The sequence below is a fragment of the Acidovorax sp. genome (assembly GCF_046314175.1).
GTDB lineage: Bacteria > Pseudomonadota > Gammaproteobacteria > Burkholderiales > Burkholderiaceae_C > Acidovorax.
On the sequence record NZ_JBKBXG010000098.1, the window covers coordinates 1 to 19,331 of the forward strand.

Consider the following 19,331-nt stretch of genomic DNA (forward strand, 5'->3'; position numbering starts at 1 on the left):
GTCATGATGGAGCGCGACACCGGCCGCTCCAAGGGTTTCGGCTTTGTCGAAATGGGCAGCGATGCTGAAGCCCAAGCCGCCATCCAAGGCGTGCATGGCACCAACTTCGGCGGCCGTGACCTCGTGGTCAACGAAGCCCGCCCAATGGAGCCACGCGCTCCACGTAGCGGCGGCTTCGGCGGCGGCGGTGGTGGTGGTGGCGGCTACGGCGGTGGCGGCTACGGCGGTGGTGGTGGCGGCCGTAGCGGCGGCGGTGGTGGTGGTGGTTACGGCGGTGGCCGTAGCAGCTACTAAAAAGACCTCATCGGCGGACTTCGCAGTCTGCTGACGGCAAAACAAGGAGCCTTAGGGCTCCTTTTTTCATGCCCGCGCGGTATCTCTGCCACGGCGAGCATCACTGCTTGCTTTTTCAACAAAAGTGTGGCGCATAATGTATCGGCGGGTTTTTCCCGCCTTCCAAGTTTGCGGTGATCCGTCAGTTTCGCTGAGAGCGTCATTGAGATTAGCTGGCTGCGTTTTCGGGACTCCATCGCTTTATCCATGTGTTTTTGAGGAGTCCCTCAATGGGCAATAAACTGTACGTTGGCAACCTGCCGTACTCGGTGCGCGACAGCGATCTGGAACAGGCCTTTGGCCAATTTGGCGCCGTGACCAGCGCCAAGGTCATGATGGAGCGCGACACAGGTCGCTCCAAAGGCTTTGGTTTTGTGGAAATGGGCAGCGACGCGGAGGCCCAGGCTGCCATCAACGGCATGAACGGCCAGCCACTGGGGGGCCGCGGCATCGTCGTCAACGAAGCCCGTCCCATGGAGCCCCGCCCACCGCGCAGTGGTGGGTTTGGCGGCGGTGGGGGTGGAGGCGGCTACGGCGGCGGCGGTGGCCGCAGTGGTGGTGGCGGTTACGGGGGCGGGCGTGACGGCGGCGGCGGGGGCTACGGTGGGGGCGGCGGCGGCAGCCGCGATGGTGGTGGCGGGGGCTATGGCGGCGGCGGTGGCCGCAGCGAAGGCGGGTTCCGCAGCCCTTACGGCTCTGGCTCTCGCAACGGCGGCGGTGGTGGCGGTGGCCGCAACGGCGGCGGCGGTGGGTACGGTGGCGGTGGCAACGGCTACTGAACCACGCCACCAACCGTTTAGTGAAAGCCCCTTCGGGGGCTTTTTTCATGCCGACAGCAAAGGCGCCGTCAGACCTCAACCTTGACCCAGAAGTGGCCCGATGCGCCAGACGCGGTGCGGTTTACTGCACTTCGGTCTGGCGGCGTTTGCGGGGGCGGCCCGCCAGAAGTTTGTCAAACAGTGCATTGGGGATCAGGCGCAGCAACGTGGCCACCACGCCCATCTGCCAGGGAATCACCCGGTAGCTCACCCCCGAGGCAATGGCGCTAAAAGCCCGGTCTGCAAAATCGCTGGCCTGCATCAGAAACGGCATGCTGTAGCGATTCTGTTGGGTCAGAGGCGTATCGATGTACCCCGGAGAGATGGTGACCACCTGCACCCCATAGGGCCGCATTTCGCCCCGAAGGCTCTCGCAGTAGCTGATCACGGCCGCCTTGCTCGCGCAGTACGCGCCATGTCCGGGCAGGCCGCGGATACCGGCCACGCTCCCAATGCCCACCAGCGTTCCGCTGCGCCGCGCCGTCATGCCGTCCACAAACGGTTGAAAAGTGGCCGCCATACCGATGTTGTTGGTGGCGAAGGTGCGGGCCATCACGTCAATGTCGTCTCGCACCGCTGTGTCCATGCCTACGCTGATGCCGGCGTTGGCTATGACCACGTCCGGCAGCCCTTGGCGCGCCATGCAGTCGTGGCCCGCTGCGACGATGCTGTCGGTGATGGCCACGTCCGCACTATAAATTTCATAGCTATCAGCGCTTATCCCTTGTGCGCTAGCCCATTTTTTCACTTCGGAAGTGCGACGAGCGACCAGTGCAAGCCGGTAGCCCGCCCGGTGAAAGCGCAAGGCCAGCGCCTGGCCGATGCCGCTGGACGCTCCGGTGATGAAAACAAGGGGAGTGGTCATGCGGGCTCCGGCAAGGGACTTTGGATGAAAGCAAACGAGGAAAGCCGTGCCGCCGTCTACTTGGCGGCGCCCGGCATGAGCACGCCCCGGACGCGGCCCCGCAGCTGCATCACCTGATCGAGGTTGTCGTATTCCATGCCGTCGGCCGTGAAACGGTCATCCCCCCGCGTGAGCGTGACGGGCTGGTCCGACCGCACCCGTTCGGTGTTGGTGAACGCGTGCAGAAATTCGCTGCGGAATTCCAGGCGCGGCTGTGCGGGCGCCCCGGCTTTGGCGGGCAGGGGCTCGCGCACGACGATGGCGTTGCCGAACAATTGCACTTCGGTGCCGTCAGCGTTGGTCAGCGCGCGGTTGGCAGTGGCTACCGTGACGCGGCCTTCCGGGGTGACCGAGCGCATGCGAGCCTTGTCGATCTCCAGCGTGTCGGTGTCCGGGTAGTGCCGCGCCACGTCGCCCTGCACCTCGCTCTGCAGGCGGCCCGTGGCATCAAAACTCTTCACCGAGAAGGTTTTCATGAAGTAGTCTGGCTCATGCCCCCGGGGCCGCTCAATGGTGGGCAACTGGGGCATGGGCGCATTGCGCACCAGCCACCAGGTGCCCAACGCCAGCAGGCCCATCAGCAGCACGGGAAGATACAGCGAAAGCTGCTCCCAGCCCTGGCGGATTCGGCCGATCATGCGGTGTAGTCCGCCAGCAGCGCTGCATAGCGACCTGTGGCCACCAGCAGCAGGTCGCACAACTCGCGCGCGGCACCGTCGCCCCCGCGGGCCTGTGTGACGTAGTGGGCCGCGTGGCGCACCTCGGTCTGGGCGTTGGCGGGGGCGCAGGCAAAGGCACTGCGGCGCATCACCGGCAAGTCAGGCCAATCGTCGCCCATTGCGGCGGCCTGCGCCCAGTCCAGCCCCAAGGTGGCAAGGATCTGCTCGGCCGCCGGGCGCTTGTCCTCGGTGCCAAAAACGGCGTGTTCCACGCCTAGGGCCTTCAGGCGCACACGCAGCGGGGCCGAGTCACGCCCCGTGATCACAGCAGGCGTAATACCCGCCTTCTGCAGCAACTTTAGCCCGTGGCCGTCCAGCGTATTGAAGCGCTTGATCGTTTCGCCCGATTCGCTGAAGTACAGGCTGCCATCCGTCAGCACGCCATCCACATCGAAAAAAGCCACGCGCACGCCCTGGGCGCGCAGCAACAGCTCTGGCGGGAATTGCAGCACGGGGTCTGTCATATCACCTTTGCCTGCATCAAGTCACCGATGTGGACCACGCCGGAAAGAACGCCTGCAGCATCCACCACCAGCACGCTGGTAATGGCGTGGGCTTCCATCATTTCGGCAGCGTCTACCGCCAGCGCGTCGGGCGCAATCCGCCGTGGGCTTGCGTGCATGACCTCGCTCGCCGTGGCAGAGCGCAGGTCGGCCCCCGCTTCGATGCGGCGGCGCAGATCGCCATCCGTGAAGATGCCCAGCACCTGCCCAGCAGGGTCGACGATGGCCGAGGCGCCCAGCCCTTTGGCGCTCATCTCGCGCATGAGGTCGCTGAATGATGCATCGGGTGCGACACGCGGAATGGCACTGCCGGAACGCATGACATCACGCACATGGGTCAACAGGCGGCGGCCCAGTGCGCCACCGGGGTGAGAACGGGCGAAGTCTTCGGGGCGAAACCCGCGTGCGTCGAGCAATGCCACCGCCAGCGCGTCGCCCAGCGCCAGCTGCGCCGTGGTGCTTGCGGTGGGCGCCAGCTGAAGCGGGCAGGCTTCACGCTCGACACTGCTGTCGAGCACGATGTCTGCATGCTGGGCCAGGGTGGACTGCGGACGGCCCGTGATGGCCACCAGCGTGGCGCCCAGGCGCTTGATCACGGGCAGCAGGGTGGTCACTTCGTCCACCTCGCCGCTGTTGGACAGCGCCAGCACCAGGTCAATCGACTTGATCATGCCCAGATCGCCATGGCTGGCTTCAGCGGGATGCACGAACATGGCGGGCGTGCCCGTGGATGCCAGGGTGGCGGCAATCTTGCGCCCGATGTGGCCGCTTTTGCCGATGCCCATCACCACGACCCGGCCACGCACTGCGAGGATGGCCTTCACGGCCTGCGCGAACGAATCGCCCACGCGGGCTTTGAGCCCCAAAACGGCTGCGGCTTCAATATCAAACGTTTCGCGGGCCAGGCGCAGGGCCTGTTCAGCGTCAAAAGGGGGCAGCGCGGCGGGGGCGGGAGTCATCTGGCGATTCTATCGACCACCCACGCGCCATCGGCACCGGGCGTTTTTAGGCCGCGCCTTGCAACAGGGCAAAGTTGGCAGCAGAAAAGACTGTGTTTCGGATGCAGCGCTCGGATAGCATCCACGGCATGTCTTCTCTTGCCCTGACCTTGCTCTACCTGCTGGCCGCGGTGCTGGGCGTGGTGGTTTGCCGCAGCCTCAAGCTGCCTCCCATGCTGGGCTATCTGGCCGCCGGGGTGCTAATCGGCCCCCACGCGCTGGCACTGGCCCAGAACTCCGAGGGCGTGCGGCATCTGGGCGAGTTTGGCGTGGTGTTCCTGATGTTTGCGATCGGGCTCGAATTCAGCCTGCCCAAGCTGCGCGCCATGCGCAAACTGGTGTTTGGCCTGGGGCTGATGCAGGTTGCGCTGACCATGGCGGTGGTGACGGCAGCGGCGCTGCTGCTGTCGCGCTGGGTGGGCGGTGTATGGGACATGGGCTGGCAGACAGCGCTGGCGTTGTCAGGCGTGATGGCCATGAGCAGCACGGCCATCGTGGTCAAGCTGATGGCCGAGCGCGCCGAGCTGGAGAGCGAACACGGCCGCCGCGTGATGGGCATATTGCTGTTCCAGGACCTGGCCGTGGTGCCGTTGCTGGTGCTGATTCCGGCGCTCAGCTCGTCGCCTGACGAACTGCTCACATCGCTGGGCTGGGCGCTGATCAAGGCCGTTGTGCTGGTGGGCCTGCTGCTCACCGGCGGGCAACGGGTCATGCGCTGGTGGCTGACGCTGGTGGCGCGGCGCAAGAGTGACGAGCTGTTCATGCTCAACCTGCTGCTGATCACCCTGGGCCTGTCCTGGCTCACCGAGCTGGCGGGCTTGAGCCTGGCGCTGGGCGCGTTCATTGCCGGGGTGCTGGTATCAGAGACCGAATACCGCCACCAGGTGGGCACAGACATCCGCCCGTTTCACGACGTGCTGCTGGGGCTGTTCTTCATCACCATCGGCATGATGCTGGACTGGCACATCCTGGTGGACCGCTGGGGCCTGGTGCTGGCGCTGCTGACGGTGCCGCTGCTGGTCAAGCTGGTCATCATCCTGGTGCTGGCGCGCAGCATGGGCGCGACCACCGGCGTGGCGTTGCGCACCGGGTTGTACCTGGCGCAGGCGGGGGAGTTTGGGTTTGTGCTGCTGTCGCTCACCCAGTCCAACGGCCTGGTGCAACCAGCGCTGATGAACCCGATCCTGGCCGCCATGGTGCTGTCGATGCTGGCGACACCGTTTCTCATCATGTACAGCAACAGCATCGTGATGAAGCTGGTGGCCAGCGACTGGCTGCAGCAGTCGCTGCAGATGACGTCGATCGCGCGCAAATCCATCAACACCAGCAAACACGTGATCATCTGCGGCTTTGGCCGCTGCGGGCAGAACCTGGCGCGCATGCTGGAGCATGAAGGCATCCCCTACATGGCACTGGACCTGGACCCCGACCGGGTGCGCCAGGCGGCTGCTGCGGGCAATTCGGTGGTGTATGGCGACGCCACCCGGCTGCAGGCGCTGATGGCTGCGGGCCTGGTGCGCGCCAGCGCCGTGGCCATCACCTACATCGACGTGCCCGCCGCCCTGAAAGTGCTGGCCAACGCGCGCTCGCACGCGCCCCAGGTGCCCGTGGTGGTGCGCACGCAGGACGACCTGTACCTGGACAAGCTGCAGGAGGCCGGCGCCACCGAGGTGGTGCCCGAGGCGATTGAAGGCTCGCTCATGCTGGCCAGCCACGCGCTGGCGCTGGTGGGTGTGCCCATGCGGCGTGTGCTGCGGCTGGTGCAGGACCAGCGCGATGCCCGCTACAACCTGCTGCGCGGGTACTTCCATGGCGCTGACGACGATACGGCGAACGAACGGGACCAGGAGCGCTTGTCCACCATCAACCTGCCGCCCGGCTCTATGGCGGTGGGCCAGAGCCTGGGCCAGCTGGCGCTGCCCACCATCGGTGTGCGGGTGGTGAACCTGCGGCGCGGCAACGGCCACATGACTGCAGCCGTGGACGACGCGCAGTTGGCCGAAGGCGACACCCTGGTGCTGTCGGGCCACCCGGCAGCGCTGTCGCTGGCCGAGGACAAGTTGCTGCGGGGGTAGAGGCATGGTGCTTGCCCCTGAGCGGCTGCGCCGCTTCCCCCTTCTCTCGCATCACTGCGCAATGCGGGAAGGGGGACACCGCCAGCGCACGCAAGCGGAGCGCCGTCTGCGCGGCTTGGCGGCCCTTGCGCTGCGGTCCTGGCCTTATGTAGCGCCAGTTTTCAACCGGGCTGGAAGAATATGAATGAAATAGGGCTCTAGCGCTTATCCATCAAGCGCTGATAGCTATATTTTTGATAGTCCACCAAGCATTTCGGCGGGCCCGGGTCGGCCGAACAGGTAGCCCTGGAACTGCCGGCAGCCGTTGCGCAGCAAGAAAGCGCGCTGGCCTTCGGTCTCCACCCCCTCGGCCACCACGTCCAGACCCAGGCTGCGGGCCAGGGTGATGATGGTGCAGGCGATAGTGGCGTCGTTGGGGTCGGTCAGCACGTCGCGCACAAAACTCTGGTCGATCTTGAGCTGGTCGAGCGGCAGGCGCTTGAGGTAGCTGAGCGATGAGTAGCCGGTGCCAAAGTCGTCCAGCGAAAAACCCACGCCCAGGGTGCGCAGGGCGTGCATCTTGAGGATGCTGTCCTCCACGTCGTGTAGCAGCAGGCTTTCGGTCAGCTCCAGCTTGAGTTTGCGGGGGTTGGCGCCTGACTCCTGCAGCACATGGAGCACCTGCTGCACAAAGTCGGGCTGGCGGAACTCCTGCGCGCTCACGTTCACGGCAACGGTCCAGTCCGATGTGGCCGGCACCAGCGCCCATTGCGCCAGCTGCGCGCAGGCCATCACCATCACCTGGCGCCCCAGGGGCAAGATCAGCCCCGTCTGTTCAGCCAGCGCAATGAACTCGCCCGGCGCCACCATGCCGCGCAGCGGATGGTTCCAGCGCACCAGGGCTTCGGCGCCCAGCACCTGGCCGAATTCGTCGACCACGGGCTGGTAGTGCAGGATGAACTCAGTGCGGGCCAGGCCCTGCCGGATGTCGCCCTCCAGCGCCGACCGCGCGGACGCCGCCGCCTGCATGGCCGGGTCGAAAAAGCACAAGGTATTGCGGCCCTGCGCCTTGGCCTGGTACATGGCAAGGTCGGCGCGTTTGAGCAGCTCCTGCACCGGTTGCTGCGCATCTCGGAACAGGGCGATGCCAATGCTCGGAGTGCTGTGCATCTCGCAGTCATCCACCAAATAGGGCTGATTCAGTGACATCAGCACCTTCTGGGCCACTGCCTCGGCCTCGGCTGCGGCCTCTGCGGCTTCGATGTGCAGGCCCTGGATCACCACCACAAACTCGTCGCCGCCCAGGCGCGCCACGGTGTCGCTGGCACGCACACTGGCGACGAGGCGGGCCCCCACCTGCACCAGCAGGCGGTCGCCCCACTCGTGCCCCATGGTGTCGTTGATGCCCTTGAAGTTGTCCAGGTCCAGAAACAACAGCGCGCCATGGCCCTTGCCGCGCATGCTGGCGGTCACAGCGCGCTCCAGGCGGTCCATCAGCAGGCGCCGGTTGGGCAGGCCAGTGAGTTCGTCATAGAACGCCAGGCGCTGTATCTCGGCCTCGGCCTTTTTGCGCTCGGTGATATCACGTGCAACGCCCCGGTAGCCCGTGAACCGACCTTCTTCGTCAAAAATCGGCTCTCCGCTGATCGACACCCAGCACGGGGATCCGTCCTCGGCTTTGCGCTGCATCTCAAAGTCGTGAAAGACTTCGTGTGCCTCCAGCTGCGCGCGGTGCGCGCGCCATTGGCCTTCACTGACACAGGTGTCGGGCAGTTCCCAGCGGGTCCGGCCGTAGTACTGCTCGTCCGGCACACCCGTGGCGCGGTCGGAGTTGCCAGCCAGCCGCACAAATCGGAACTGCGCGTCCTGCTCCCAATACCAGTCGGACGACAGATGGGTCAGGCTGCGCCAGCGCGCCTCGCTCAGACGCAGAGCCTCCTGCGTGCTCAGGTACTCGGTGACGTCGGTGAAGGTGCGAACCATGCCCCCTTGCTCCAGCGTGCGCGTTCGGACCTCCAGAAAGCGCCCCGCGCGCGTGCGCCGCACATACACGTCGGGCATGGTGAGGTTGCCCCCGTGGGCGGCGTATTCCGTCGCCACAACACCGCGCACGGATGGTTCGAATAGCTCAAACCCTGGGCCGAGATCACCCCGCTCGGTCTGGAACCGGACCATCTCATCGACCATGGGTTTTGCATCCAGCAACTCCTGGGGCAGGTCCAGCAGTTCCAGATAGCGCCGGTTGTACACACATATGCGCCCTTCGGCGTCCACATTGGTGATGCCTTGTGACACGCTGGCCAGCGTGGCTTCGAGTGCGCGTGTCTTGTCGGCCAGCAGGGCGCTGGTGCGGGTCAGCTCAGCCTCGACGGCGCAGCGCGCCAGTTCTGCGCGGCGGGCCATCTCCAGCTGACCCACGGTGTTCAGCAGCGGCTGCAGAAACTGCACCTCGGCGGCGGTATAGCCGCCCGGACGGTTAGCAAGGCCCACCATGGCCACGAGTTCGCCCGCTGCGTGGATGGGCAGCCCGAGATAAGTCACCAGCGGCGGATGGCCTCCGGGCACCCCGCCTCCTCGCGCATCGTGGCTAACGTCGTTGCTGATGATTGGCTCGCCGGACGCCAGGGCAGCACCAACCAGGGAGTGGGGGCTGTCAAACACCATGCCTTCTTCGGCGTGTTGGGCATACAGGGCGCGTGATGCGTCGTCCCAGCTGATATCGGTCATGGCATGCACGCGCAGAAAGGCGTGCCCATCTTCGGCCCTCTGCACTTGGCCCACCATCCCAAAGGCGCTGTCGGTGAGCGACATCAGCTCATCAAGAAGCGCATCAAACACGGCCCGGGGTCCGGAGCTTGCAATAAACATCGCCTGCGCACGCGAGATGGCCTGCAGCAGGCGGTGCTGACGGGTCAACATGGCCTCGGCCGCCGTGCGCGCGCAGGCGTTGGAGTGGCGTTCAAGCACCGAGTCGATCTGCGCGGGCAGGGTGAGCAGGTAGTCCAGCGCGGGGTCTTGCACGGCAAAGTCGTCAAAACCGTAGCGCATTGCCTGAGCGGCGTGGGTTTCGGCACCCGCACGCACCACGATGATGGTGGGCACCCCGTCCAGCACCTCCAGGACATCAAAAGCCGACCCGTCAACGGTACGCTGGGCCGCGAGCACGATGTCGGGCCGACCGTGCGTCAACTGCTCACGGGCCTGCGCCAAAGACTCCGCTACATCCACCCGCCACCCGGACCAAGGGTCTACCAACGCTTCCACCACGGCTTGCGCATGGCGAGGGTCGCTTTCGATCAGCAGGACTGAGATGGGCATGGGCCGATCTTCGCTATTGGTAAGTGCCCGCTGAAAATGCGGCAACACGGTGGGATGACAACAAGTATTGATTATGGGGGGGGGGCAGACCGCCGGGCGCAAGAAGGTGGCCGGTGGGCCGGTGGGCCTGTCGCTGTGACTACACTCGTGCCCTCTGCTCCACATGGCGCAGTCGCAGCGTGGCCGCGCATCGGGCCACGCGCCGGTTCCACACAAGCGCAATCCTCAACCTGCCATGTCCCAGCCCTTGCAACCACTCAGCGTCAACGAATACCTGCGCCAGCACATCCGCACCGTGCCCGACTGGCCTGCGCCAGGCGTTCAGTTTCGGGACATCACCCCGCTGCTGCAGGACCCCAAAGTGTTTCGCGTGCTGATCGATGCTTTTGTGCACCGGTACATGGACAAGGCTTTGCGGCCCGACGTGGTGGCAGGGCTCGACGCGCGCGGCTTCATCCTGGGCGCCGTGGTGGCCTATGAGCTGAACGTGGGATTTGTGCCCATCCGCAAAAAGGGCAAGCTGCCTTTCACCACGGTCGAAGAAACCTACGAGCTGGAATACGGCAGCGCTACCGTTGAGCTGCACACCGACGCCGTCAAGGCGGGCGACCGGGTGCTGTTGATTGACGACCTCATTGCCACGGGCGGCACGATGATGGCCGGCAAAAAGCTGCTGGAGAAACTGGGCGCCACCGTGACCGAAGGCGCTGCCATTGTGGACTTGCCCGAGCTCGGTGGATCAGACCGTTTGCGCGAATCGGGGCTCCCGCTCTACACGCTGGTGGACTTTGCAGGCCACTAAGAATCGCCGCAGCCCGACCCGGTCCACCTGCGGATGACCTGAGCGTCAGTTGAGCTCGCCGTACTGGGTGCTGCCCAAGTCAGGCGCAGCAGTATCAGCGCCGGGCATCTCGGTATCCTCAAACCCGGTGGATGCCGTCGGTGGTAGCAAGGGCCCTGAGCGCACGGGAATGCCCGGCTTGGCCGCTGCAGTGGGCACCGCTACAGCGGCGATACCGGCCGCATTGGCCAGCGCCCGCTTGAATGCGGCCACCTCATCAGCCTCTATCGGCTCAAAACGCGGCGCAGGCCGTTGTGCGGCGGCCGGGGCGGGCGCTGCCGCTGCCGCCGCCACCGGCAGCGACACAGGAGCCAGCGGAGCGGGCGCTGTGGCATCCACAGGAGCGCGCAGCGGCGGCGCAGCTGCCACCGGCGCCGCAGGACGCACCGGGGCCACGGGCGACACGGCAGGCGCCACCGGAGGACGCCGCACCGCAGGCGCAGCAGCAGCAGCGGCCGCCTGGGCGGGCAAACTGGCACCGAGGGGCGCCACGCCCTTTTGCGGAATGCCCACCGCCACATGGTCGTTGATGCGCCAGTAAACAGCGGTCACCAGGATGTCGTAGCGGGTCTTGGCGGTCTGGGCAATCAGGGCCTCGATTTCGCTCAGGCGCACTGTCTCGCCACCGTATTCGCGGGCCAGATCCATCATCACCAGAAACTGCCGCCCGCGTTGGTCCAGCGACAGCACCTTGAACTTGTAGCTGGCCGACAGCACACCGGCACGCACCATCGCGTCGCGCACCACGGTGTAGAGCAGCTCTCGGCGCTCCATGCGTTCATTTTTGCGGTTGGCCGCGTGTTCGGGGGGCAGGGCGTCGGTCAGGGGTTTGCCCTGCCGACCAGGGTAGAGAGGCACGGTCGCGTCGGCATTCAACAAACCGGAGGGTTCGGCCGCTGCGCGCGGCTTGAGGGGTGCAGGTTTACGGCTGAACCAACTGAACAGGGACATGGCTTGCTTTCTTCGGACGGCGCCAGGGAAATACTGAAAATGAGTGTACCGCGCGACACAACGCCCAGAGCCCCGAAGAAGCCCGGGTAGGTGCGTTCAGCAACCGTCCGTCAGGTGGTGTCAGAGGCCGAAATTTTTAAGCCGGGCCCAAACGGCGCGCAAAAAAGCCTGGGCTCTAGGCGCAAGGCACAGCTGTCGCACGGGCCATGGAGGGCGTTTGCAACGACGAGCCTTGGCGTTGTGGGGTACAAGGCGGGCATGGAAAAAAAGGCTCTCAGAATCTCAGGTGGCAGCAACCCGGCGGCGGCGGTTTCCCAGGCGCTTGGCCAACACGGAACCCACCGCCATCACCAGCCCCAGCGCAATCGCGGGCTGCCGGTTGGCCAGTTCGGTGTAGCGGATGGCGGTGAGGCTCCACAGCTTGCAGGGCGCACTGGCCTGCACGGTGGCACTGCGCACGCGGTGCGAGAAAAACGCGCCTTCGCCCACCACAGAGCCGGGGCCGACGATGGCCAGCCGCAGGCGCTCTTTTTCGTCCTGGTAGTGCACGCTGAGGCTGCCGCTTTCGACCAGATATAGCGTCCGGTCGGTGGCACCCTGCGAGAAAAGTACCTGCCCTGCGGGCAGGACCACCGGCAAAAGATACGAAGAAAGCACATCCCACTGCGCGGGCGTCAGGGGGTTGGTCATGCTGTCGTCGGCACTGGCCTGTGCAATGGCGTCGATCAGACCGTGCAGGTCGACCTTGAGGGCTGCGGGCAGTGAAACATTCATGGTGCGCCGAAAGTACCCTTGTTACAGATTGGACACAAGCGCTGTTTACGTCCGTTTACAACATAAGCGGACCAGCGGTAGCTACTTGCCGATGCAGAAGCTGGAGAAGATAACGCCCAGCAGGTCGTCAGAGGAGAACTCGCCCGTGATGGTGCTGAGCGCATTCTGCGCAAGCCGCAGTTCTTCAGCCAACAGATCCAGCGCCGGGCCCGTGGCCAGCAGTTGGTCGGAAGCCTCCTGGAGGTGCGCAGCCACAGCCTGCAAGGCCTCGACATGGCGGGCACGGGCAATGTAGATGCCCTCGGGGGCGGACTGCCAGCCCGCCACCTGCAGCAGGATGCGGCGCAGGCCCTCCAGGCCTTCGCCGGTGCGCGCCGACAGGCGCACTGCGGGGCGTGCAGCACGGGGCGAGGATTCCGACGATTCCAAAGTCGAGGCGGCGCAGTCCAGCTTGTTCCAGACATCGATGACAGGAACGGACTGGGGCAGTTTTTGGCCCAGAGCGCTTTCTATGTCTACGTCAGCAGCTATGTAATTCGCAGCATCTGCTCGCGACAAATCGTGTAGAAACAGCACCGCGTCGGCCGCCGCGATCTCGTCCCAAGCGCGGGCGATGCCAATGCGCTCCACCTCATCATCACTGTCCCGCAGCCCTGCGGTGTCAATGATGTGCAGCGGCACGCCTTCGATCTGGATGGTTTGCTGCACCTTGTCACGCGTGGTGCCTGCAATGGGGGTGACGATGGCGAGCTCCGCCCCTGCCAGCGCGTTGAGCAGCGAACTTTTTCCCGCGTTGGGCTGTCCGGCAATGACGACCTTGATGCCCTCGCGCAGTAGCGCACCCTGCCGCGCACGCTGCATGACGGACACCAACGTTTGCTGTAATTTTGATAGCTGACCAGCAGCATCTGCCTTGCGCAGAAAGTCAATTTCCTCTTCAGGGAAGTCCAGCGTGGCCTCCACCAGCATGCGCAGGTGGATCAGCGCGTCGCGCAGGCTGTGGATCTCGGCAGAGAACGCGCCCGTGAGCGACCGGCTGGCGCTGCGGGCGGCGGCCTCGGTGCTGGCGTCAATCAGGTCGGCAATCGCCTCGGCCTGTGCCAGGTCGATCTTGTCGTTGAGGAACGCGCGCTCGGTGAACTCGCCCGGCTGCGCCACGCGCAGGCCGGGCAGACAGGGGCGGCCAGTGACGGGGTCGGTGGCGGCGCCCGCCTCCAGGCAGCGCGCCAGCAGCAACTGCAGCACCACGGGGCCTCCGTGCGCCTGCAACTCCAGCACGTCTTCACCGGTATAGCTGTGCGGACCAGGGAAATACAGCGCAAGCCCCTGGTCGATAGGCTGTCCTTGCGCATCCCGAAACGGTAGCAAGGTGGCCTCGCGGGGCTTGAGGGTGCGACCACACAATGCCTGCACCAGCGTGCCAATGTCACGGCCAGAGACCCGCACGATGCCGACTGCGCCCCGTCCCGGGGCAGTGGCAATGGCAACGATGGGGTCGTGGTGGCGGGCAAGCATGGTGGTCGAGACTCTACAGGGTTCAGGGGCAAGACTGAGGGACATGAAAAAGGCCGCTTGCGCGGCCTTTCGGGGGGTCAGTTCAGGGGTTTCAGCGTTACCGCTGCAGCATCCATCACTTGAACTTTGGCAGGTTGAACTGCGGTGGCACGCCCATGCGGGTGTTGATCAGCCACTGCTGTGCAATCGACAAGATGTTGTTGGTCAGCCAGTACAGCACCAGACCAGCGGGGAAGAAGAAGAACATCACGCTGAAAATCAGCGGCATGAACCACATCATCTTGGCCTGCAGTGGGTCTGGCGGCGCGGGGTTCAACGCCGTTTGCAGCAAGGAGCTGACGGTCATCAGCAAGGGCAGGATGAAAAACGGGTCGGGCGTAGAAAGGTCATTGATCCAGCCGATCCAGGGCGCATTGCGCATTTCAACGCTGGACAGCAGCACCCAGTACAGCGCAATGAACACAGGGATCTGGATCATGATGGGGAAGCAACCGCCCATGGGGTTGACCTTCTCCTCGCGGTAGATGCGCATCATCTCTTGCTGCATCTGCTGCGGCTTGTCTTTCAGGCGCTCGCGCATTTCCATGATCTTGGGGTTGACCGCCTTCATCTTGGCCATGCTGGCGTACGCCTTGGCGTTGAGCCAGTAGAACGCGATCTTGAGCAGCAGCACCAGCGCCACGATGGACCAGCCCCAGTTGTTCAGCAGCTTGTGCAGCTGGTCCAGCAGCCAGTACAGCGGCTTGGACAGGATGGTGAGCCAGCCATAGTCCTTGACCAGTTCCAGGCCGGGATACAGCTTTTCCATCTGCGTTTCGACCTGCGGGCCCGCGAACAGGCGCGCGTCGATGGTCTTGCTGGTACCGGGCTCAATGCTGCCCAGCGAAGTGAGCATGCCCACCGAGTACAGATTGGTATCGACCTTGCGAGTGAAGAGTTCACGCTGGGCACCGTCGGGCAGCAGCCAGGCCGTGGCAAAGTAATGCTGCACCATGGCCACATAGCCATTGGGCGAGTCTTTGGGGATATCGACCTTGCCGCTTTCGATGTCCTTGAACTCGACCTTCTGGTACTTCTTGGCGTCGGTGTAGACCGCAGGACCGGTAAAGGTGGAATAGAACGACGACTCGCCCGGTGGCTTGTTGCCATCACGTACCAGCTGCAGATAGAGCTGCGGCGATACGGGCGTGGTGCCGGTATTGACCACATCGTGCTTGACGGCAATGTCGTAGGCGCCGCGCTTAATGGTCCAGGTCTTGACCAGCTTCAAACCACCCTGGTCGGGCGATTCAAAGCGCACCGTGATCTCATCCTGACCATCCAGCAGTTCGCGGGGGCCAGGTACCACAGTCATCAGGGTCTTGTGCGTGGGGAAGCTGCCGCCAATCAGACCCGTCTGCGCCACGTACACGCGCTGCGCGCTCTCATCCAAAAGCAGGAAGTTGCGGGTCTTGTCCGCCATGTCGATGTGCTGCAGCAGCTCGGCATGGGTGAGCGAGCCGCCTTCGCTGTCAAACGTCAGGCGGTACAGATCGGTTTTCACCTCCACCCGCTCGCGCGAAGCGGGGGCTGCTGTCGAGGCAGGCTGGCCGGGCACGGCCGAAGCCCCCTGTTGCGTGGCCGCAGCCACCGGCACGCTCGAAGCAGGCACGCTGGACACGGGAACACTGGCAGCCCCGGTGGCGCCGGACGCAGCGCCAGCCGCGGCCGGTGCGGTCACCGCAGGCGTGGTGGGGAAAAACGTGGCCTGTTTGCCGTTGTGCAGTTGCCACTTGTCCCACAGCAGAACCATGGAAAAGCCAAAAATCACCCACAGGATGGTGCGGCGAATGTCGTTCATGAAGACTTCTTTGGTGAGGATGGTGGGGTGGTGGGATGGGACAGCCGCGAGAAAAGCCGCAAGCTGCGCGGCAAGTCTTGCGGGCTCTGAGGAACCGGATCATGGCCCCCGTCACACCAGGGGTGGCAGCGTACCAGCCTGCGCACCGTGAGATAACTGCCTGCCGCTGCGCCATGCAACTCTAGCGCCTGCAGCGAATAGACCGAGCAAGTGGGTTCAAACCGGCACGACGATCCCAGCCATGGGCTGAGGAACAACCGGTAGCCCTTGACCACGCCCATGAGCAGACGCTGCATCACCGTCATTTCGCCACCGTCGCCGTATCGGCCACAGCCAGCAAGGCCGCAGCCGGGCTTGCAGGAGCAACGCCAGACCGGCGTGCGGCATGGCCGAACAGTTGGAGCAGTTCGGCACGCACCGCCAGCTTGAGCTGGTCAGAGGTAGCGCTGACAAACTGCTTGCGGTCAAAGGCTGTGCGCAGACGCACCACATGGGCGGCCTGAGGCAACCTGGCCTCAAACGTGGCGCCCACGGTGTAGATCTGCCGCTTGATGGTGTTGCGTGTCACGGCGCGGCGCGCCCAGCGCTTGGGCACCATGGCTCCAAGCCAGACGCCCTGAACGCCAAACAGGGCCTGCGGCCCTTGCGTTGACGGCAAGGAGCCGGGCCCTGTGGGTGCAGCAGCATTGGCATGGCTGGCGGCGCTGGCGCTGCCATCAACGTCCAGCACCAGGCGGTGCAACGCAAAATGCGCAGTGCGGGAGACAGTGCCTCCCGCCATGGCTGCCTGGAACTGGGGACGGGTTTTCAGCCGATGCATGCAAGCGCCCCGTTTGGAACCTGACGGTACAAACCGGGAGCAGGCGGGGTGCAGGCCGTAGACCGTACCGGCCTTAGACGGCCAGGCGCTTGCGGCCCTTGGCGCGGCGTGCGTTGATAACGGCACGGCCGCCGCGGGTCTTCATGCGGACGAGGAAACCGTGGGTACGTGCGCGGCGCGTCTTGGAGGGTTGGTAAGTGCGTTTCATGATGCTATTCCTTGAGGTTCAGTTTCGGTCGCTGCGCTTGAACCCCCTGCAATCTGCACATCCACACGCTGTAAAACAGCGCCTTGGCAGCAGACCTACGGGGCACAAATTTCGGCGCGCCGGGTCAAATCACCCTGAACACATTCAGGGAAACCGAAAATTATCGCAGGCTTGATGACGGCTGGCAATGCCTTTTGGCGGACAGGCCTATCTCGGGGCAGCCGATCACCTGTATTTGACTCGCGTTTGCGGCAGTTTCCACGGTCGCTTCAGGCCATCCAGCCCACCCAAGTTCTCACCCCTCTCTGGCCAACAACACCTCTCATAACAGCGGTTTTCAAATTGTGGATAACTATTTGACAAGCTACAATCCGCCGCCCGGCCCCGTTCCTCCTATCCACAACAAGAATCCCCCTGAAATGATCGAGGAACCCTCCCACAGCCCCCCTTCGTCGCCCGGCTCCGATGCCGGTCAGGGCCTGTGGCAAGCCTGCGTAGAGCAACTGGCGCAAGACCTGCCCGAGCAGCAGTTCAACACCTGGATCAAGCCCCTGATCGCCCAAGTGGCCGAAGACTTCTCAAAAGTCACCGTGCTCGTGGGCAACCGCTTCAAGCTCGACTGGATCCGGGCGCAGTATGCGGGCCGCATTGCCGCACTGCTCGAAGGTCTCTACGGCCAGCCCGTCACCCTGGAGTTAGCGCTTGCTCAGCGGGAATCCGTTGTGCGAACTTATGCTCGTCCCGCAGCGACGGAGCAATCGAACACCGTTTCTCAGTCCGAACCACAGCCCAGCAACAGCGATGAAGCTACAGCGGGCGCGTTCCGCAACCGACTCAATGCAGGCCTCACGTTTGAGACCCTGGTGGAGGGCACAGCCAACCGCATGGCGCGCTCTGCCGCCATGCATGTGGCCGGCATGCCCGGCCATCTGTACAACCCTCTGTTCATCTACGGCGGCGTGGGCCTGGGCAAAACCCACTTGGTACACGCTGTGGGTAACCGCCTGCTGCAAGACCGGCCCGACGCCAAAGTTCTCTACATCCACGCCGAGCAGTTCGTGTCGGATGTGGTTAAAGCCTACCAGCGGCGCACTTTTGATGAGTTCAAGGAGCGCTACCACTCGCTCGATCTGCTGCTGATCGACGATGTGCAGTTCTTTGCCAACAAGGACCGCACGCAGGAAGAATTTTTCAACGCGTTCGAAGCCCTGCTGGCCAAGAAGTCGCACATCGTGATGACTTCGGACACGTATCCGAAGGGCTTGGCCAACATCCACGAGCGTCTGGTGTCACGTTTTGACTCGGGCCTGACGGTGGCGATTGAGCCGCCCGAGCTGGAAATGCGTGTGGCCATTCTGATCAACAAGGCCCGCGTGGAAGGCACCGAGATGCCCGAGGAAGTGGCCTTTTTTGTCGCCAAGAACGTGCGCTCCAACGTGCGCGAACTGGAAGGCGCGCTGCGCAAGATCCTGGCTTATTCGCGCTTCAACCAGAAAGAGATTTCCATCCAGCTCGCCCGCGAGGCGCTGCGCGATCTGCTGTCTATCCAGAACCGGCAGATTTCTGTGGAAAACATCCAGAAGACGGTGGCTGACTATTACAAGATCAAGGTCGCCGACATGTACAGCAAGAAGCGCCCAGCTAGCATTGCCCGGCCGCGCCAGATTGCGATGTACCTGGCCAAGGAACTGACGCAAAAGAGTCTTCCCGAAATCGGAGAATTGTTTGGCGGACGCGACCACACCACCGTTTTGCATGCCGTGCGCAAGATCTCGGGCGAGCGCCAGCAGCTGACCGAACTGAACCAGCAACTTCACGTGCTGGAGCAGACGCTCAAGGGCTGAAAACGGGTGGGAAGCGCCCCGAACAGAATCCGCCCTGTAAAAGGGCAAAATGACGGGCTGTGCAGCAGGGGGAGGCATGACCCGTGCCGCTGTCCAAGCTCCGTTCCAAAAACCACAAGAGGTTGATGACATGATCGTCCTGAAGGCAACACAAGACAAGGTTCTCGCGGTTCTGCAGTCCGTGGCGGGCATCGTGGAGCGCCGCCACACACTGCCCATCCTGGCCAATGTGCTGATCCGCAAGACGGGCAACGCCCTGCAGCTGACGACCAGCGACCTCGAAATCCAGATCCGCACCACCGCCGAACTGGGTGGCGACACCGGCGACTTCACCACCACCGTGGGCGCGCGCAAGCTGATCGACATCCTGAAAACCATGCCCGGCGACCAGACCGTGAGCCTGGAATCAGCCCAGTCCAAACTGATCCTGAAAGGCGGCAAGAGCCGCTTCACGCTGCAAAGCCTGCCTGCTGAAGACTTCCCGCTGGTGCAGGAATCCGCCGCGTTTGGCCCCGTGTTCGCCGTGCCGCAAAAGACATTGAAGGACCTGCTGGGCCAAGTGTCGTTTGCCATGGCGGTGCAGGACATCCGCTACTACCTCAACGGCATTCTGTTCGTGGCCGAGGGCAAGCAACTGAGCCTGGTGGCCACCGACGGCCACCGACTGGCCTTTGCCAGCGCCACGCTGGATGTGGAAGTGCCCAAGCAGGAAGTCATCCTGCCGCGCAAGACCGTGATCGAACTGCAGCGTTTGCTGAGCGATGCGGGCGGCGATAACCAGCCCCACATCGAGATGCAGTTTGCCAACAACCAGGCCAAGTTCACCTTTGGCGGCATGGAGTTCGTCACCAAGCTGGTCGAGGGCAAGTTCCCCGACTACAACCGCGTGAT

18 protein-coding genes are annotated in these 19,331 nt (G+C 64.1%); 6 read left to right on the forward strand and 12 right to left on the reverse strand.

What is annotated here, in order from left to right; all coding sequences use genetic code 11:
• Both ACK4OE_RS21490 and ACK4OE_RS21495 read left to right on the forward strand, forming a co-directional pair.
• Positions 1-294, forward strand: a 294-nt coding sequence (locus ACK4OE_RS21490; RefSeq protein WP_409887922.1) for an RNA recognition motif domain-containing protein, incomplete at its 5' end; no start/stop codon positions are given.
• A gap of 269 nt (positions 295-563) precedes the next feature.
• Complete coding sequence (locus tag ACK4OE_RS21495) at positions 564-1,112, forward strand: RNA recognition motif domain-containing protein (RefSeq protein ID WP_409887924.1); 549 nt, start codon at positions 564-566, stop codon at positions 1,110-1,112.
• A 121-nt stretch (positions 1,113-1,233) separates the two neighbouring features.
• Here the strand turns inward: ACK4OE_RS21495 and ACK4OE_RS21500 are convergent, their stop codons facing one another.
• From ACK4OE_RS21500 to ACK4OE_RS21515, 4 genes are read right to left on the reverse strand one after another with little or no spacing between them, the layout of a single operon-like run.
• Entirely contained in the window at positions 1,234-2,016 is a 783-nt protein-coding gene (locus ACK4OE_RS21500; RefSeq protein ID WP_409887926.1) for an SDR family oxidoreductase, read from the reverse strand.
• Between the two features lie 56 nt (positions 2,017-2,072).
• A complete protein-coding gene (lptC, locus tag ACK4OE_RS21505; RefSeq protein ID WP_409887928.1) occupies positions 2,073-2,693 on the reverse strand; it encodes an LPS export ABC transporter periplasmic protein LptC in 621 nt (206 codons plus the stop codon).
• A complete protein-coding gene (locus ACK4OE_RS21510; protein WP_409887930.1) occupies positions 2,690-3,238 on the reverse strand; it encodes a KdsC family phosphatase in 549 nt (182 codons plus the stop codon). Before ACK4OE_RS21510 ends, lptC begins: the two co-directional genes overlap by 4 nt.
• Complete coding sequence (locus tag ACK4OE_RS21515) at positions 3,235-4,236, reverse strand: SIS domain-containing protein (RefSeq protein WP_409887931.1); 1,002 nt, start codon at positions 4,234-4,236, stop codon at positions 3,235-3,237. The genes ACK4OE_RS21510 and ACK4OE_RS21515 overlap by 4 nt, the downstream gene beginning before the upstream one ends.
• 128 nt (positions 4,237-4,364) lie before the next feature.
• On the opposite strand from ACK4OE_RS21515, the gene ACK4OE_RS21520 reads away from it, so the two are divergent.
• On the forward strand, positions 4,365-6,350 hold the full coding sequence (locus ACK4OE_RS21520; RefSeq protein ID WP_409887933.1) for a monovalent cation:proton antiporter-2 (CPA2) family protein: 1,986 nt from the start codon (positions 4,365-4,367) through the stop codon (positions 6,348-6,350).
• A gap of 225 nt (positions 6,351-6,575) precedes the next feature.
• On the opposite strand, the gene ACK4OE_RS21525 is transcribed toward ACK4OE_RS21520, so the two are convergent.
• On the reverse strand, positions 6,576-9,647 hold the full coding sequence (locus ACK4OE_RS21525; RefSeq protein WP_409887935.1) for an EAL domain-containing protein: 3,072 nt from the start codon (positions 9,645-9,647) through the stop codon (positions 6,576-6,578).
• A gap of 247 nt (positions 9,648-9,894) precedes the next feature.
• Here ACK4OE_RS21525 and ACK4OE_RS21530 point away from each other — a divergent pair, with 247 nt between their 5' ends.
• Positions 9,895-10,449, forward strand: coding sequence for an adenine phosphoribosyltransferase (locus ACK4OE_RS21530; protein ID WP_409887936.1), 555 nt, complete (start codon positions 9,895-9,897; stop codon positions 10,447-10,449).
• Between the two features lie 45 nt (positions 10,450-10,494).
• On the opposite strand, the gene ACK4OE_RS21535 is transcribed toward ACK4OE_RS21530, so the two are convergent.
• From ACK4OE_RS21535 to rpmH, 7 genes are all read right to left on the reverse strand, one after another.
• A complete protein-coding gene (locus ACK4OE_RS21535; RefSeq protein WP_409887938.1) occupies positions 10,495-11,439 on the reverse strand; it encodes a hypothetical protein in 945 nt (314 codons plus the stop codon).
• Positions 11,440-11,721: 282 nt separating this feature from the next.
• The gene (locus tag ACK4OE_RS21540) at positions 11,722-12,213 is read right to left on the reverse strand and encodes a Crp/Fnr family transcriptional regulator (protein ID WP_409887940.1); all 492 of its coding nucleotides are present in this window, start codon (positions 12,211-12,213) and stop codon (positions 11,722-11,724) included.
• An 81-nt stretch (positions 12,214-12,294) separates the two neighbouring features.
• Positions 12,295-13,728 carry a tRNA uridine-5-carboxymethylaminomethyl(34) synthesis GTPase MnmE gene (gene mnmE, locus ACK4OE_RS21545; protein ID WP_409887942.1) on the reverse strand — a complete coding sequence of 478 codons (1,434 nt, stop codon included), beginning with the start codon at positions 13,726-13,728 and terminating at the stop codon, positions 12,295-12,297.
• A 115-nt stretch (positions 13,729-13,843) separates the two neighbouring features.
• The gene (yidC, locus tag ACK4OE_RS21550; protein ID WP_409887944.1) at positions 13,844-15,568 is read right to left on the reverse strand and encodes a membrane protein insertase YidC; all 1,725 of its coding nucleotides are present in this window, start codon (positions 15,566-15,568) and stop codon (positions 13,844-13,846) included.
• Positions 15,565-15,867, reverse strand: coding sequence for a membrane protein insertion efficiency factor YidD (yidD, locus tag ACK4OE_RS21555; RefSeq protein WP_409887952.1), 303 nt, complete (start codon positions 15,865-15,867; stop codon positions 15,565-15,567). The genes yidC and yidD overlap by 4 nt, the downstream gene beginning before the upstream one ends.
• 2 nt (positions 15,868-15,869) lie before the next feature.
• Positions 15,870-16,388: a ribonuclease P protein component gene (locus ACK4OE_RS21560; RefSeq protein ID WP_409887946.1), complete on the reverse strand. Its 519-nt coding sequence runs from the start codon at positions 16,386-16,388 to the stop codon at positions 15,870-15,872.
• A gap of 73 nt (positions 16,389-16,461) precedes the next feature.
• Positions 16,462-16,596: a 50S ribosomal protein L34 gene (gene rpmH, locus ACK4OE_RS21565; RefSeq protein ID WP_005798102.1), complete on the reverse strand. Its 135-nt coding sequence runs from the start codon at positions 16,594-16,596 to the stop codon at positions 16,462-16,464.
• A gap of 419 nt (positions 16,597-17,015) precedes the next feature.
• Between rpmH and dnaA the strand changes: the two genes are divergently transcribed.
• Both dnaA and dnaN read left to right on the forward strand, forming a co-directional pair.
• Positions 17,016-18,440, forward strand: a complete 1,425-nt coding sequence (gene dnaA, locus ACK4OE_RS21570; RefSeq protein ID WP_409887948.1) for a chromosomal replication initiator protein DnaA — start codon at positions 17,016-17,018, stop codon at positions 18,438-18,440.
• Between the two features lie 130 nt (positions 18,441-18,570).
• Positions 18,571-19,331 (forward strand): DNA polymerase III subunit beta (gene dnaN, locus ACK4OE_RS21575; protein ID WP_409887950.1); only part of this gene is annotated, 761 nt, incomplete at its 3' end.